Annotated in this window: 13 protein-coding genes and 2 tRNA genes; 2 read left to right on the forward strand and 13 right to left on the reverse strand. The window is 60.8% G+C overall.

What is annotated here, in order from left to right; translation table 11 throughout:
• Nucleotides 1–6: 6 nt before the first annotated feature.
• The 12 genes from HQL44_04570 to nifA all read right to left on the reverse strand — a co-directional run bounded on the left by HQL44_04570 (nucleotide 7) and on the right by nifA (nucleotide 12,429).
• Nucleotides 7–4,974: an alpha-2-macroglobulin family protein gene (locus tag HQL44_04570; protein MBF0267844.1), complete on the reverse strand. Its 4,968-nt coding sequence runs from the start codon at nucleotides 4,972–4,974 to the stop codon at nucleotides 7–9.
• A gap of 189 nt (nucleotides 4,975–5,163) precedes the next feature.
• Nucleotides 5,164–5,240: transfer RNA gene (locus tag HQL44_04575), tRNA-Arg, on the reverse strand.
• Between the two features lie 22 nt (nucleotides 5,241–5,262).
• The gene (locus HQL44_04580; GenBank protein MBF0267845.1) at nucleotides 5,263–5,556 is read right to left on the reverse strand and encodes an ETC complex I subunit; all 294 of its coding nucleotides are present in this window, start codon (nucleotides 5,554–5,556) and stop codon (nucleotides 5,263–5,265) included.
• 21 nt (nucleotides 5,557–5,577) lie between these two features.
• A tRNA-Pro gene (locus tag HQL44_04585) sits at nucleotides 5,578–5,654 on the reverse strand.
• Nucleotides 5,655–5,812: 158 nt separating this feature from the next.
• Nucleotides 5,813–6,847, reverse strand: coding sequence for a chemotaxis protein (locus tag HQL44_04590; GenBank protein ID MBF0267846.1), 1,035 nt, complete (start codon nucleotides 6,845–6,847; stop codon nucleotides 5,813–5,815).
• 113 nt (nucleotides 6,848–6,960) lie between these two features.
• A complete protein-coding gene (locus tag HQL44_04595; GenBank protein MBF0267847.1) occupies nucleotides 6,961–7,794 on the reverse strand; it encodes an SIR2 family protein in 834 nt (277 codons plus the stop codon).
• Nucleotides 7,791–8,000: a putative nitrogen fixation protein NifT gene (gene nifT / locus HQL44_04600; protein ID MBF0267848.1), complete on the reverse strand. Its 210-nt coding sequence runs from the start codon at nucleotides 7,998–8,000 to the stop codon at nucleotides 7,791–7,793. Before nifT ends, HQL44_04595 begins: the two co-directional genes overlap by 4 nt.
• Complete coding sequence (locus tag HQL44_04605; protein ID MBF0267849.1) at nucleotides 7,997–8,278, reverse strand: nitrogen fixation protein NifZ; 282 nt, start codon at nucleotides 8,276–8,278, stop codon at nucleotides 7,997–7,999. The genes nifT and HQL44_04605 overlap by 4 nt, the downstream gene beginning before the upstream one ends.
• On the reverse strand, nucleotides 8,268–8,969 hold the full coding sequence (locus HQL44_04610) for a hypothetical protein (GenBank protein ID MBF0267850.1): 702 nt from the start codon (nucleotides 8,967–8,969) through the stop codon (nucleotides 8,268–8,270). Before HQL44_04610 ends, HQL44_04605 begins: the two co-directional genes overlap by 11 nt.
• Before the next feature lie 15 nt (nucleotides 8,970–8,984).
• Nucleotides 8,985–9,179, reverse strand: coding sequence for a 4Fe-4S binding protein (locus tag HQL44_04615; GenBank protein MBF0267851.1), 195 nt, complete (start codon nucleotides 9,177–9,179; stop codon nucleotides 8,985–8,987).
• 23 nt (nucleotides 9,180–9,202) lie between these two features.
• On the reverse strand, nucleotides 9,203–10,645 hold the full coding sequence (gene nifB / locus HQL44_04620; GenBank protein ID MBF0267852.1) for a nitrogenase cofactor biosynthesis protein NifB: 1,443 nt from the start codon (nucleotides 10,643–10,645) through the stop codon (nucleotides 9,203–9,205).
• Nucleotides 10,646–10,785: 140 nt separating this feature from the next.
• Entirely contained in the window at nucleotides 10,786–12,429 is a 1,644-nt protein-coding gene (gene nifA, locus HQL44_04625) for a nif-specific transcriptional activator NifA (GenBank protein ID MBF0267853.1), read from the reverse strand.
• 268 nt (nucleotides 12,430–12,697) lie between these two features.
• Here nifA and HQL44_04630 point away from each other — a divergent pair, with 268 nt between their 5' ends.
• On the forward strand, nucleotides 12,698–14,335 hold the full coding sequence (locus HQL44_04630) for an acyl-CoA synthetase (GenBank protein ID MBF0267854.1): 1,638 nt from the start codon (nucleotides 12,698–12,700) through the stop codon (nucleotides 14,333–14,335).
• 116 nt (nucleotides 14,336–14,451) lie between these two features.
• Nucleotides 14,452–14,577: a 50S ribosomal protein L36 gene (gene rpmJ / locus HQL44_04635; protein MBF0267855.1), complete on the forward strand. Its 126-nt coding sequence runs from the start codon at nucleotides 14,452–14,454 to the stop codon at nucleotides 14,575–14,577.
• Between the two features lie 158 nt (nucleotides 14,578–14,735).
• Here the strand turns inward: rpmJ and pyk are convergent, their stop codons facing one another.
• The gene (gene pyk / locus HQL44_04640; GenBank protein MBF0267856.1) at nucleotides 14,736–16,154 is read right to left on the reverse strand and encodes a pyruvate kinase; all 1,419 of its coding nucleotides are present in this window, start codon (nucleotides 16,152–16,154) and stop codon (nucleotides 14,736–14,738) included.
• Nucleotides 16,155–16,176 lie beyond the last annotated feature (22 nt).

The raw sequence follows: 16,176 nt of genomic DNA on the forward strand, positions 1-16,176 counted from the left end.
GAAACCTCATTGCGGCGGCGCGACCGTCAGATTCTGGGTTGGGGTGGTCGCCATGGTTTGGGGCTGATACATGTCCTCGACGACAGCGCCCGGCATGACAAAGCCGCCCAGAGTGATCGCCCTGGCGATGTAGGCGATGCGGAACCAACCTTTGCCAAGTGAATTGGAGGCGACAGGCGTATAACCGTAATCGTTGGCAGAGGACTCATTCACATCGATGGCAGCGACAAAACGGTCGTCGCGCGCCTCACGCATTCTGACTCGGCTTAATCCGCCCAGCCACAGATAAGCATCCGAGCCTCCTGCTGCATTGACAGTTACCGGAGCCTCGATTTCCAGACCCGCAGGCAGCATATCGACCAATACAAGCTGACGATAGGCCGCCTTGCCGGTAGCCCCCTCAAGAACGACGATCACGCGGTCGTTCTGCCGCAGATCCTCCAGCGAAACCGGTTCTCCCTTAAGGTTCAGCACCTTCTTGGTCAGTCCGACGCCTTGTGACAGAACGGGCGGCGCTTGCCTGGGTACACCATGGGTGACGACAGACCGCCAGACCGGCTTATCGCCCTTGTTGGCGACCGATACGCCCTTTTTCAGAACAGAATCCGGGAAGGACAGCGATTTCGGCCCCGGCTTTGCGGCTGGTACGGCTTCGCCATTGACGGCCAATTGCAGTGCCGACTTTCTGGTAGCGGCTTGTGCCGCCAGAACCACCCAGAGCTTCTCTTGGGTGTTCAATTGATCCGATGGCTTCATTACGGTTTCCAGCTTGGCGGCCAGCGCCATCCCGCGCTCGGCCAAGCCTGCTTCGTAAGCCACCGCCGTCATGCCCGCCATGTTGCGCAAAGTCGAAGCATAATAGTCGCCCCAGCCATTCTGGCCATTCACCACTTTCTCGGCTTCATTGAAGGCGCTTTCGGCGCGCATGCGATCCCCCATAATGGCCAGCGCCGCGCCCAGCTGCGCCCGCCCCAGAGGCGAAAGGATCTGCGGCATCTCGACATCGTGCATATAACGAAGCGCTCCGATGTCGTCGGCCTTCATGCGGGCAAGAACGAAGTGGGCATAGGCCCGGGAATTGGGGATTCCCTTGCGCTGGTCTTGCCAATACGAGCGGAACTCGACATTCCCCCTGGCCGCCTGGATCAACCAGTTGCGCCCGCGCTGAATGGCGAGGTCGGAAACGGCATAGCCCTGCTCCTTGGCGCGCGTCAGGAAATCGATGGCATAGACGCCGACCCAGGGATCGGCCAACTGGTCCCCGGCCTGCCAAAGTCCAACGCCGCCCTCTTCGTCCTGACGGTCCAGAACGCGGTCAACCGCCGCCTGAACGCGCTGGCGAAGCCCCATATCGCCATCCTTGCCGCCATTGCCTCCCACTTCTGCGACAAGGCTTTCATCGTCAACGTAAAGAAGCGGCATCGCCGTGCTGACCGTCTGCTCGGTGCAGCCGTAAGGATAGCGGGTCAGCGACTGCATCAGACCGGGCAAATCAATGCGCAGGCCTTGGCTGAAATTAGCCTTCAGCTTCGCCGTTCCTGGCACGAAGGGATCAAGCGACTTTGAGGTGAGGATGATAGACTCGCCGGGCGACAACGGTCCCGCCTCTTCGATGGCGATCGGGCGCCAGGCGGTACGAACGGCGATTTGCCACGAGCGTTCCAAGGACGCCTTGCCTGGACCAGACAATGAGAGTGACAGCTTGCCGATACCATCCGCGCCGCCCTTGATCGGGAAGGTTTCGACCTTGCGGGCGTCCTTGGCCAAATCGAACGTCAGTTCCTTGACATCCTCTAGTTCCAGCGATCCTTCGCTTTTCAGCCTGATCGTGAAAGTTCCAGCTTCGCCCTCGATATTGTGCATCATCAAGGTGCCCCGGGCCTTGTCGCCGGGGGCCAGGAAACGCGGCAGCACCACTTCGGCCACCACTGGATCGCGAATGATCAGCTTGGCTTCGCCCTGGCCCAGTTTCGTCTTGCCATAGGCGACGCTCATCAGGCGCAACTGCCCAGTGAAGTCTGGAACGTCGAATTTAACGCGTCCCCTGCCCGAACCGTCCAGCTTGACCGGACCAGAGAACAAGGCAACCGTCTTGGTCGGCACCACGGGAAGACCGACACCGCCCAAACTGTCGCCGCCTTCACGCAAGGCGCCCGCCTTGGCCTTGTTGCCATCAAGCAGCTTGGCGTAATCGTCTCGCATGTCGAGCGCCATGCGCCTCTTGCCGAAATAGTGGCTCAAGGGATCGGGCGACTTGAACTTTGTCAGTTGCAAAATGCCCTCGTCCACGGCGGCCAGCGTCATGTAAACCGTTTCGCTGGAAGCGCCCTCGACAGTCACGGGAACCTCGACCTGCTGGCGCGGGCGCACAATCTCTGGCGTTGCGAAGGCAACGCCAAGTTTGCGGGAGGCTGCGTCGATTGCGGCATAGGCAAGCCCCACCGCCCGCACCGGGTCGCGCTTGTTGGCGCTGTAGACGGGGCGGTACAGGGATACCAGGAAATAAGCACCCGAACCCCATTCGGCGCGCACGGGCAATTCCACGGTCGCCCCCTCGGCTCCGACATGCAGAGTCTTCAGATCGTGAATGCGATCCGTGGCGACGGCCACCGATACCTCGCCCTCGAATGGCGGCATGATGCGAAGACGCGCCGTGTCGCCCGGACGGTACGCCTCCTTTTCGACCGATACCTCGATCTTGTCAGGCGTTTCGTTGCCAGCCTCGGAGGGTGCCCAACCGGACCAGAAGCGCGTGGAAACGATGGACTCGGACTCTGTATCCTTTACCGTCAGACGATAGCGGCCCCAGCTTGGGCGCAGCTTGATCTGGCCCTGCCGTCCACCCTCAAGCGAAAGGCTTCCGGCATCCGCCTTGACGTCCCGCCTGTTGGCGAAATATTGCCAACGCCCGTCACGGTTGACCCAGTCATAGTCGGTGACTTCGCGGATCAAGCTATATTCCAATCGCTTGCGGGAAATCGGCTTGCCTTCGGCATCGAAGGCCTGGATTTCGAAGATGGCGTCGCTGCCTTCGCGCACCTGCCCATCCTTGAACATGGGCTTCATGCCGACCAAAACCGGGGCCAAGCGAATGGGCAGATTCAGCCTGTCCTTGACCACGCGTCCGCCCGGCTCGAACAGAGCCGCCTCGATCCTGGCTTTTAGCGGCCGTGTGGTCTTCGGCAACTCGGGCAAGCGGACGGACAATTTTGTCGCCCCCTTGGCATCCGTTTCGTCCAGCTTGAAGTCGAAGCTCTTTTCCCTGAACGGATCGTCAGCCAGACCGAACAGATACCCCTTGGCATCAGGGAAGGGTTGAGGATCGGCCTGAACGATGAGTTCCGCTTCGCCCTTTACCCCGGCGGCAGGCGCCCCATAGAGGAACAGGCCATCGATATTGACCTCGATCGACTTGTCATTTTCGATAAACTTCAAGGGCGATTTCGCCGTCACCTTCATCTTTTGAGGCACGAAGTCCTGAACGTCGAACTCGATCCGGTTCAGGGGCGGCAAGGTTGGATCTACATAGGCTTGAACGCTCCACAGTCCACGCGACGCCGTGGCGGGAAAATTAAAGTCGAGCGCGAAGCCGCCCTCGGGCTTAGGCTCCAGTGTCCAGCGGCGGAACTCGGCGCCATTCGGCTTGACCAACGCCAGAACCAGGGGAACGTTTTCGACCGACTTGGCTTGCTGGTCGCGCAACAGAGACATCAGATGTACCGTCTCGCCGGGGCGGTAAATGCCACGATCCGCATAAAGGAAAACGTCAAACGGACCCGGCATGGCGCGCCCCGAAACGCCGCGATCCGACAGGTCGAAGGCCGGGCGATTGAGATCAAGCATGGCGAAATCGCCTGACGAACCGTAGGCCATCACCAGATTGGGCCTAGCCCCACCTTTGCCCTTCAACAGCCCAGAGTGAAAAACGCCCTGCCCTTGTCCATCGGTCGTGACGGTGGCCAATTCCTCCTTGTCGGTGGCGATCAGGGCTACGCGCACACCCTGGATGGGCTTCGCGCTGGCCAACGAACGGGCCATCACATGCAGCCCATCGGCGCCCGACAGTGTGGTCAGCGCGATGTCGGTGTCGATGACCCACTGCGCGGCCTTGCCGGACCAGTAATCATTGTTCGAGCGGGCCGTCTGACTAGCATTTTCGGCGACCAAGACATAGGCGCCGGGTTTTCTTTCCTTCAATGCCTCGGACAACGGAAATGCGGTGCTAACCCTCTCGTTGGGCTTTCTGTCGACCTGCATTTCGCCAGTCCAAACAACTCGCCCGCTGCTGCTCGACAGGCTTTCGACGGCGTAAGTATAAAGTTTGTTCGAATTCCAATTATTCCTGAGTTCGTAAGGAAGCGAGCGGTCATTGACTCGGATCACTTGGATCTTCACGCGTTCAACATTGACCGTCTCGACGGCGACGCCTGCCGAGCCGACATGCGGCAGGATCCAGCCGCCGCCGCTGAAGGCAACCATGGGTGATAAGTCGCCGAAGGTGATCGAAACCGTTTCCTGTTTCGCCGTCTTGTCGCCCCAGTTGGAGGGCAGGCCGGGTGCAATGGTGACGCGATAGTCGCGCCCGAACGACAGGCCGCCCAGGCACAGCTTCTTGCCATCGATTTTGAAAGAGGGCTGGGCGGTTGGCTGGAATTTCAGATAGTCGGCGTATTTGGTCTCAGGCTTATCGGACAATTCCTGCGTGAAGGAAAGGCAGGCCTCGGGCTGATTGCCGCTGGTGTTAAGCGCCAGTCGGTCGAAGGCCATGTCGGGCCGCGACGCCGAACTATCCGAGCTTGCTTCGCTGGGTTCGGACGTTTCCTGCTGGGCGGCATCTACTGCATGGAGCGCTTCTGCTGTCTGTGCCGGCGCTTCGATTTCTAAGGAAGGTCCCGGTGGCCAAAAGAGCAGCGCCGCAACAACCAGCAAGCAAGCGACGACCAAGCCCGGGAACGCCACTTTTCTGCCGCTCATTTTTACCCCCTACCAGCATAGATTAGAACGAATGCTACTAGCTGGAAAACACAACGTAAAGACGAAAACGTATGCGCAGACCCCCTTCATACGCTCCGCCATGCAAATATCATTCGCCGTGGATGAATGATCTAGACTGTGCGCTTCCGTCCAAAAATGCGGGCGCAGAATTTATCCAAAAAGGAGAAATGGCGCGCCCTAGTGGATTCGAACCACTGACCCACAGCTTAGAAGGCTGTTGCTCTATCCAACTGAGCTAAGGGCGCTTGCCTAGCAGCCGGAAGCAAATCAGGCCGGTCTGTCGTAGCGGAAATTGTCGGCATAGTTCTTGATGATGTGGCCGCGCTCGTGCGGAGCGCAGACAGACGCTTCGAACCCCATGCGCTTGGCGTAGTCTAGCGCCGCATCCAGGCTGGCGAAGGTCAGGCGCACCTGGCTTTGCGTATCGGCGGAACCGATCCAACCCATCAGGGGATCGATTTTCTTGGGGGCCGACGGCTCGTGCTCGAGGATCCAGTCCTTTGCCTTGGCCTGTCCCGACTGCATGGCCGATTTGGCCGGACGATAGATGCGAACCTGCATCGCAAACTCCCACGTAATGTCTGGTCGGGGCGAGAGGATTCGAACCTCCGGCATCCAGCTCCCAAAGCTGGCGCTCTACCAGGCTGAGCTACACCCCGCTTAGGGTCCGATCGAATGATCTGGGCCAATTGAGGCCTGGATTATGTCGTGGACCGATCCCTAAATCAAATTTCTAGAGCGGTTCCTGGTCTGCATCCGCTCGGGGCGCAAACCTAGGGGGTTCGGGACGGCTTGGCAAGCAACTAAGGCGTCGCGGTCAGCTGGGCAAGGGTTCTTGGACGATCACACCGTACCAACCCAACCCCTGATAGGTCTCATAGCCTGGGGTCAAGGCGTAGCCCACAATATGGCCCTGGTCGGCCTGATAGGTGCCCATGGGCTGTCCGCCTTCCCGGCGCAGATTGAAGGTTTCGGCAAGCACGCCCCTTCCGTCGGAGGCGGCGATGACCCGCCCGCCCGAATTGATCAGCAGACAGCGGCTGCGCTCCTTCTCTTCGGGCGTCAGGCGAACGCCTTCCACGATCGTGCGGGCCTGCGCCTCCCAGTCAAAGAAAATGCCCAACGCGCCCAAAGGCTTGCCGCTGGCGTGTCCGCCCTCTCGAATGGCCGTGGCATAGGTGGCGACCGGCACCCCGCCCAGAACGGGGTTGATTTCGATGTCGGCCACCGAGAATTCGTTGCCGTCCCTGGTTTTCATGGCGTCCTGAAACCAGGCTTGGCGCGACACGTCGGCGCCGATGGCCCGATAGCGCTCGGGCCGCCCGTTGGCGATCACGCGACCCTCGGCGTCGGCCACCCACAAATCGAGATAGACCGTGTAGGAATCGAGGATCACGCCCAGACGCCGCGAGGCCCAGTCGGCTGCTTGCGTCGTTCCCTGGCCCAGGCAATCGACCATGGCCGAATCGGTCGCCCACCAGCGCACGTCGCAGGACCGCTCGTAAAGATTGCGGTCGATCAGTTCGATCATATTGTAGGCCAAATCCATCAGGCGGGTGCCGCGCACATGCGACACCATCAACTCGCCCAGCGTGGTCAATTCGTGAACCCGGCTGGTCAGTTCGTTTTCCAACTCCTGCGTGACGCTGGATATCTGGGTCGAGATGGTCTTCACCTCGCTGGCCACCACGGCGAAGCCCTTGCCCGCCTCGCCCGCCCGGCTGGCTTCGATCAGCGCATTCAAGGCCAAAATCTTGGTCGCCCCGGTAACGGTTTTGATGACCTTGATCTTGTCCCCGGCAATTTCGGCTACGGCACGCGACAATTCGACAATTCGCTCTGGTTCCGCCATGTCGAGAATCCTCCCCTGGTTTCCCGTTTCGCCGCACTCCTCGACGATCTGTGCTTATTTTTTAAGCGTCATTATAATATGACTAATTTATGAGCTAGTCATCAGATTATTAGTTATAGAACCGCTTCGAGGACCGAAATCGCATCGGCCAGCGGCACATCGATTCGGGCAATCCCCTGTCCTTCCAGAAAGCGGGTCTCGTTCTTCGTCAACTCGCCCTCGATCACCGCCACATGGCCGGTGCCAGAGCGCTTGATGATCTGGCGGGCGAAGTCGCGTTCGATCTGATCGCGAAAGCGACAGCCCAGAAACAGGAACGAGCGGCCTGTGCGGCGCTTTTGCACCTCTTCGGGGATCGGGGTCTGGATGTCGATCTCGGCCAGCACCTGCACATAATCAGCGTCCGAGACCAGCATATTGACCTTGGGCGCCACCGAGCCATGCGGCTTGTAAAGCAGTTGCGCCCAAGCGGCCCCGGCCTGGGCATCGGTTTCCCCGCCGCTGGTTTCGTACCAGCGGTTCCAGCAATCCTTGACCTGATCGGCCTTGGTGACGCCCTGCACCATACCCCGGCCCGGCAAGCCTTCCAGCGCCATGAAGGCGGCGCTGTCGTACCAGGCATCGACGATCATCGGCAAAGCGTCCAGCCCGGCCAACTTGCGATGAAATGGCAAGGGTTCAGGCGGTTTGGCGAAGATCGTCCCCAGCGCCCGGTCCAGCGTCATGCGATGGCGGTGCGTTTCCACATACTGGGCGGTGGACCAAACATTATGGCGGATGCGCCCGGGAACCGCCACGATGGCTGACAGGGCCTTGGCCAACGACAAGGTGGAATCGGGCAACGGCGAAGCCGTTTTTTGCAGCGAAAGCAGCAACGGCCCCAGATATGGAATACGCCCGCCTGTCTTGATTTCCCCGGCCAGAGATGTAAGCAGGGCTTGCGTCATTCGCCCGCCAGCCGCTTGGCCTCGACGGTGATGGGCAGTTTCGTATCCAAGGCCAGATCGGGCAATTCAAACACCCAGTCGTTGGTCAATTTGATCCAGCCGCCCCACATGCCGGGCTTTTCCATCTCGACCACATTGGCCTCCATGTCCTTCTTGGGGACATAGGCCTGAATGCCCTCGCCGTGCTTTCGCAACATCACCTTCATCGCAACCCCTCCACGGCTTCCAGTTCCTTGGCGCGCATGCCGACCAGCCTGCGCTCTTTGACGAATTCGATGGCGTAAATGTAATGGCGGGCCAGGAATGTGCCGACATGATGCACATAGCCGATGGCGCCCGGCTCGATCAGCACGTCGCCGACGCTGGCGTTGGGATAGGTGCCGTCATTGCGCACCAAGGCCATCGCCCGCACCTTTTGGCCTTCTTGGAATTGCGGCGGAAAGTCGATCTCGACCTCTTCGCCTGGCCTTGCCTCACGCATCATAACCTCCTTGGCGCATCAGCACCCGATCCACTTCGGCATCCAGCCTGCGCCTTGCCGTTTCTCGAACCAGTTGGTCGTCGTCGTCGCACAGTTGGGCCAGATGGCGCGGATCCAGCCGTTCGGCAACGATGCGCCTGACCGCCTGCGCTTTATCCTGGGCCATGGCGGATAATTGTTCGGGGTTCAATCGCTGGGCCACCAGTTGGCGCACTTGCGCATCCTTGTCCCAGGACATCACGATCAACCATTCCAGGGCCAAACGCTTGGCGCAGATCAGGCGCACCGAAACATCTTCGTCCTTCAAAAGCGCGGGAAGCAGCGCCGTGGGCAGGCGTTCGGCGGCCACTTGGCGCACCAAGCTGGATGGATCGCCCAGCAGCACGCCAAGTTCATCGCCCGCCAAGGTCTTGGCGATGCCTGCGCGCACACGGGCTTCAGGATCAGACAACAAGCGCCTTCGCAATCTGGCGGGCAAACGTAAGCCCGCTTCCAGGCGAACTTGCGGATCGGCATCCTTCAGCAAGCCCGGCAGCAAAAAGACGCTGGCGATCGCGCTGGCCCTTTTTCGGACCAGCGCGTCGCCGTCATGGATGCATAATTCCCCGGCCGCGCAATAGACACGCTCGGGATCGCGACCCTGCGGGCAGGGACTGCAATCTTGAAGCCTTGTCTTGTCGCTGGGCGGGGTCACTTTGAATATCCGCCGTCAGGCCGGCACGCAGGTGTCGTCAACCGGACAGACGGCGGCGCATTGCGCAGTGTCGAAAGCGCCTTCGCATTCGGTGCATTTCTCGGCATTGATGGCGAAAACGCCGCTCTTTTCCTTGATCGCCTTGTTGGGGCATTCGAATTCGCAAGCCCCGCAGCCGGTGCACTGCTCGGCGATGATTTTGTAAGCCATGATGCGGACTCCTTATATGTTAGTTAAGCGGTGATCTTGTTCCTGCGCGCCTGCTCGGCGAACCAGCCGGAAACGCCTTCCTCGATATAGGCCAGCGCGAAACGGTCAACCGCTTCGATGCCTGCCTTGGCCAATTCGTCCTTGGGACAACGCCCGATCTTGGAGACCAGCACGGCGTGACAGCCGTCCAGCGCCGCCAAGATGGCCTCCATATGGTCTTCCTCGCCCCAGCCGCCCTGGCAGTAATTGTCGGCCCGGCGCACGCCGACGAAACTAAGGCCGCCAGCATCGACGTCATAGACGCGAAATTCCTTGGCATGGCCGAAATGCTCGTTGATGCGCCCGCCGCCCTTGGTGCAAACCGCCACCCGGCGCTTCTGGCCGTGGGCCATCTGCGCCAATCCAAGCCCTGCGCGCTGGGCCGCCTGCTTGCGGTCCTCGCGTTCCTTGGCGACCAGTTGGCGATAAAGGTCGCGCGCCTCGAAATCGACCTCGGTCTTGGCGGCCACTTGATCGTTGGTGAATTCCTGCCCCCGGTCTTCGCCCAGCATGCCGACCGCGTCGGCGCGGCACTGGCGGCAATGGCGCATCAGCTTGGCGTCGATGCCGCATGCCGCCTGCACGGCCTCAAGCTCGGCATTGGTGGGCGCTCTTTGGCCGGACAGACCGAAAACGGTTCCATGCTCGGGATTCGAGATCAGCGGCATGATGTTGTGCAGAAAGACGCCCCTGGCTCGCACCGCCTTGTGGACCTCGGGCAAATGATGGTCGTTGACGCCGGGGATCAGCACCGAATTGATCTTGACCAGCATGCCCGCGGCAACAGCCTTTTCGATGCCCAGCAACTGGCGATCCAACAGGGTTTGCGCGGCCTGCCTGCCGGTCAGACGCTGGCCCTGCCAGAAAATCCAGGGATAGATCTTCTCGCCCACTTCGGCATCGACGGCATTCATCGTGATGGTGATGTGGTCGATGCCCAGTTCCTTCAAACGGTCCACATGTTCGGCCAAGGCCAGCCCGTTGGTGGACAGGCACAGCTTCACGTCGGGCAGTTGGGCGCGCACGGCCTCGAACAGGGCCAAGGTTTTGGGCGCACTGGCGCCGGCCAACGAATCGCCCGGCCCCGCGATGCCCACCACCGACATCTGCGGCACCTTAGCCGCCACCGCCATAACCTTGGACAATCCTTGCTCGACCGTTAGCTTTTCCGACACCACACCCGGGCGGCTTTCATTGGCGCAATCGAATTTGCGGTTGCAGTAATTGCATTGGATGTTGCAAGCGGGCGCCACCGCCACATGCATGCGGGCGAAATAGTGGTGCGCCTCTTCGCTATAGCAGGGATGGTCGGCAACACGCGGATCGACGCCGCCCGCCTGGGAGGGGCAGCCAGACGCGACCGTCGAAGGGCGATCCTGGACGTTGATGCGCTTGATGCTGGCAAGTGAAACGACGGAACCCTGCACGGCCTACCTCCACCGCTTTGTGACTGGAGGGACACTTGCAACCCGGATGCCAACATTAGTGCGTTGATTGTATTGCGTTTTATGCTTTGTGCCGCTGTCGTGAGTCCGACAAAGCCGTCCGACTCGCGACAGGGGAAGCCTCAAATCCGCTTGATGGGGATGTTGTATTTCTTGAGGGCGTAGCCGACTTGGCGGGGCGTGAGACCCAGCAGGCGGGCCGCCTTGGCCTGCACCCAGCCGGTCTTTTCCATCGCCTGAACCAACCGGTTGCGTGACGGCATGCTGTCGCCGGACAGCCCCGCCTCGACGCCGTCGGTACCGGTGGCGGCCAGTTCCTCTTCCTCGAAATCCGCGTCATGGTCTTGCGCGTCGGACAGCGAGCGTATGGGGGCCGATTGTTTCCAAAGCGCCGAGGACAGGCACAGATTCTTCTGGCAAGGCAGGTCGGCGCCCTTGATCACATCGCCCTTGGTGGTGGTGGCGACGCGCTGGATGCAGTTTTCCAACTCGCGCACATTGCCCGGAAAATAGCAGGACATCAGATTTTCCAAGGCGTCGTCCGACATGACCAGCTTGCGCTTGTTCTCGGCGTTGAAGCGTTCCAGGAAATGGCGCGCCAGCAGCGGAATGTCGTCCTTGCGCTCGCGCAGGGGCGGCACGAAAACCGGCACCACATTGATGCGGAAATATAGATCGGCCCTGAACTCGCCCGCGGTGACGGCCTCTTCCAGATTGCGGTTGGTGGCACAGATCAGGCGCACGTCGGTCTTCAAGGTCTTGTTGCCGCCCACGCGCTCGAACTCGCGCTCTTGCAGCACGCGCAGCAGCTTGGACTGGAACGCCTGCGAGATTTCACCGATCTCGTCTAGGAACAAGGTGCCCTTGTCGGCCAGTTCGAAACGGCCCTTGCGTTCCTGCGTGGCCCCGGTGAAGGCGCCCCTTTCATGGCCGAACAATTCGGATTCCAGCAGCGTTTCCGACAGCGCCGCGCAATTGACCTTGACGAAGGGGCCGTTCTTTCTGGGGCTGTTGGCGTGAATGGCTCTGGCGATCAGTTCCTTGCCGGTGCCCGATTCGCCGCGCAGCAGAACGGTGGTGGCGCTGGCGGCGATCTGCAGCACCTCGCCGAACACGTCGCGCATGGCGCTTGAGGTGCCGATCATTTCCGGCAGCGATCCCTTGGCGGCGCCGATGCGGCTGCCGGTCAATTCCTTCTGCAAGCGATGCTTGTCTTCCAGCAGCGCCTCGCGGTCCTTGGCCACCGCCTGGCGCAGATGCACGGCATGGCCGACCAGATTGGCCGCCATGGCCAGGAAACGCACGTCGGATTCGAAATTGACGTCGCCCGCGCCGTCCCACACGCGCTCGATCGACAACACGCCGAAAGCCTTTTCGGTGGTCTTGATCGGCACGCCGATATAGGCGACTTTCTCGTCGTCCAGCGAATCGTCATGCTCGCCCGACCCCGCCAGATCGGGTTCGTCCTTCAGATTGGGAATCACGATCGGCATGCCCGACGACAAGATGCGGGCCGCCATGCCTTGCACGGGGCGCACCTTGCCCTGGCGCGCCGCCTCGTTGCTCATGCCCGCCGCCGCCATGATCTCGAGCCGCCCGCCATCGCCCATCAGGCTGATCAGGCCGCGGCGCATCTGCATGTAAGACGACAGCAAATTCAATACCTCGCGCAGCGTCTTTTCCAGATTGAGCGAGCTGTTCAACAGCTTGCTGATCTCATACAAGCTGATCATGGACAGGGCTGCGGTGTTCTTCGCTTCGTTCATAGGGGGCACGCAACCTTTATCAGTTCTTTTGAATATTGCATTGCAACAACCGGGCCAGACCCCGGCCCCTGACGAATGGCCCCTGAATCAAGCAAGTGGGCGGTGAGCGCTCGATTTCAATCCCTTTGGCCGGGGAGGTGTTGCTTAAATTATTGGCCCACTCCTGGTCAATGGTTAGATTTTAGGCATTTGTCAGGCGCATTGACCTTTTCTCGGCTCTCAACGACTCTGAAGCTGCGAACAACGGAGCGGCGCCATGAACACTTTCATGAAATCAAGCTGTTACGACACTGGCCTAGATGCCGTTGCGGCCAATTACGCGCCCTTGACCCCTTTGCAGTTTCTGGAACGCGCCGCCAGCGTGTTTCCCGACCGGATTTCGCTGATCCATGGCAGCCGCCAAGACAATTGGAAACGCACCTTCGAGCGCTGCAAACGGCTGGCTTCGGCGCTGCGGGGGCGTGGGCTGGGACCCAGCGACACGGTGGCCCTGATCGCCGCCAATATCCCCGCCCATTACGAGGCGCATTTCGGCGTGCCGATGGCGGGCTGCGTGCTGAATTCGATCAATACCCGCCTGGATGCCCAAACCGTCGCCTTCATCTTGGAGCATGGCGAGGCGAAGCTGCTGCTGGTTGATCGCGCCTTCGCAGCCATCGCCGCCGAGGCGCTGGTGATGATGGAAAATCCGCCGCCGGTCATCGATATCGACGACGATGGCTTGGCGGATCACCCCGGAATCGGCGAGATCGACTACGAGAATTTTCTGAAGCAAGGATCGCTCGATTTCTCCTTCGCCTGGCCCGACGACGAATGGCGCGCCATCGCGCTCAACTACACATCGGGCACGACGGGCAATCCCAAGGGCGTCGTCTATCATCACCGAGGCGCTTACCTGAACGCGCTGGGCAACGCCATAACCTGGAGCATGGCGGCCCATCCGGTCTATCTGTGGACATTGCCGATGTTTCATTGCAACGGCTGGTGCTTTCCCTGGACGCTGGCGGCGCTGGCAGGCACCAGCATCTGTCTGCGCCGCATCGACGCCCCCCATATTTTCAACGCCATCGCAGAGCACAAGGTCTCGCATTTCTGCGGCGCGCCCATCGTGCTGGGCATGGTCATCAACGCCAGCGACGCCGAGCGCAAAGCCTTCGCGCACAAGGTCAAGATCATGACCGCCGCCGCCCCGCCGCCCGCTGCCGTGCTTGAACGCATCGAGGCGCAGGGGTTCGAGGTAACCCATGTCTATGGCCTGACCGAAGTCTATGGACCGGCCACCGTCTGTGCTTGGCATCCTGAATGGGACGGGCTTGAGGCAAGTGAGCGGGCGCGTTTGAACTCAAGGCAGGGTGTTCGCTATCTGGTCGAGGAGGGGCTGATGGTGGCGCATCCCGAAACCCTAGAACCTGTGCCGCATGACGGCCAGACCATGGGCGAGGTGTTCTTCAGGGGCAATGTGGTGATGAAAGGTTATCTGAAAAATACCAAGGCGACCGAAGAGGCGCTTGCCGGCGGCTGGTTCCATTCCGGCGATTTGGGCGTGGTGCATCCCGACGGCTATATCGAGCTTAAGGACCGTTCGAAGGACATCATCATCTCGGGCGGCGAGAACATCTCGACCATTGAGGTCGAAGGAGCGCTCTACCAGCATCCGGCGGTGGCAGAGGCGGCGGTGGTGGCCAGGCCAGACGAGAAGTGGGGCGAAACCCCTTGCGCCTTCGTCACCCTGAAGCCGGGAGCAAAGGCTGACGCCGACGAGATCATCGCCTTTTGCCGGACCCGGCTGGCCCATTTCAAATGCCCCAAAACCGTTGTTTTCTCGGACCTGCCCAAGACCAGCACCGGCAAGATCCAGAAATTCGCCCTGCGCGACCAGGCCAAGGGGTTGGGTGAAACGAAGTAGGAACACGCTGGGTCTTGCGGTCCAAAAACTTTCATCCGGTGCCGGTTGACAAGCCGGGGGGGTGGCCTGTATGGTCCCCCCCTCTTTCGACCCTGGCAACAATTGGAACGCGTCCCATGAAAATCCGCAACTCGCTGAAATCGGCCAAGCTGCGCGACAAAAACTGCCGCATCGTGCGCAGGAAGGGTCGCGTTTACGTCATTAATAAGACGAATCCCCGCTATAAAGCCCGCCAGGGTTAACGGGTCCTAAGGCTCTCCACAAGAAAATATGGTTCTCTCTTCACTTCCGCGCCCCATTGTCGGGCGCGGCTTTGTGATTCGTTGTTTGCTGCACTCAGGCGCCGTGCGCAAGCTGCGCTCGCTTGGCTTTCGCGCCACCGGGCGCGCGGCCCCTTGGGCTACACCCTCGCCACCCTGAGCATGTTGGTGGTGCCTTCGGCGCCGAAGGGCACGCCCGCCACGATCACGATCTGGCCGCCGCGCTTGGCGAAATCCTGGGCGGCGACATGGGTGGCCACCTCGACCATCTCGGCCACGCTTTTGATGTCGTTCTTCGTATGGACCATGTGGATGCCCCAGGCCAGGGCGAGCCGTCTGGCCGTGCTGGCCCTGAGGGTCAAGCCCAGGATCGGCACGTCGGGGCGCTGGCGGGCCACGCGCAACGCCGAAAATCCCGACGAGGTGTAGGTCACGATGGCCGAAGCCTTGACCGTGTGCCCGACCTGGCGCGCCGCGCTCGCGATGGCGTCGGCCATGGTCGGCGTGGGGTCCAACTGATCCGACGAACGCAGCCGCTCGAACGAAGGGTCAGATTCAACGCTTTGAATGATTCGATCCATGATCGACACGGCTTCCATGGGATGGTCACCCGCCGCCGTTTCCGCCGACAGCATCACGGCGTCCGCCCCGTCATAAACCGCCGTCGCCACGTCCGAGGCCTCGGCCCTTGTGGGAACGGGCGCATGCACCATCGATTCCAGCATCTGGGTCGCCACCACCACCGGCTTTCCGGCTTGGCGACAAGCCGCCACGATCTGCTTTTGCAAGATGGGCACCCGCTCGGGCGGGCATTCGACGCCCAGATCGCCCCTGGCCACCATGACGGCGTCGGCTTCCGAGATGATGGCGGCAAGTTCGCCAGGCTCGACCGCCGACGGCTTTTCCAATTTGGCCAGCACGCCAGCACGCCCCTTCACCTTCATCTTCAATTCCGTCACGTCCGACACGCGCTGAACGAAGGAGAGGGCAATCCAATCGACGCCGATTTCAAGCCCGAATTCCAGGTCTTCAAGATCCTTGGGCGTCAGCGCCGACAAGGGCAGCACGACGCCGGGCAGATTGACGCCCTTGTGATCGGACAGTTCGCCGCCATCGATCACCCTAGTATGCGCATAATCGGCGCCGCAGCGTTCGACCAGCAGCTTCAAGCGTCCGTCGTCGAGCAGCAATTCCTCGCCGGGTTTTAAGGCGGCGAAAATCTCTGGATGCAACAATCCAACCCGCTTGTCGTCACCGGGCGTCGAATCGAGATCGAGCCGGAAGGCGGCGTCTTTCACCAACTGAACGCGCCCGCCTTTGAAACGATCAACGCGCAGCTTGGGGCCTTGCAGATCGAGCAGCACGCCGATCGGGCGACCGCTTTCTTCTTCCAATTTGCGAATGGCCTGCAGCCTGGCTTTATGTTCGTCATGCGAGCCATGACTCATATTCAGGCGAAAGACGTCGGCCCCCGCCCTGAACAAAGCGGCGATCTTATCCGCCGTGGCGCTGGCAGGACCCAATGTGGCAATGATTTTTGCGTTGCGGCTACGGCGCATATGACCCCCCGAGAGACGAGGC

Source organism: Alphaproteobacteria bacterium, from assembly GCA_015231795.1.
Classification (GTDB): Bacteria; Pseudomonadota; Alphaproteobacteria; order Rhodospirillales; family WMHbin7; genus WMHbin7.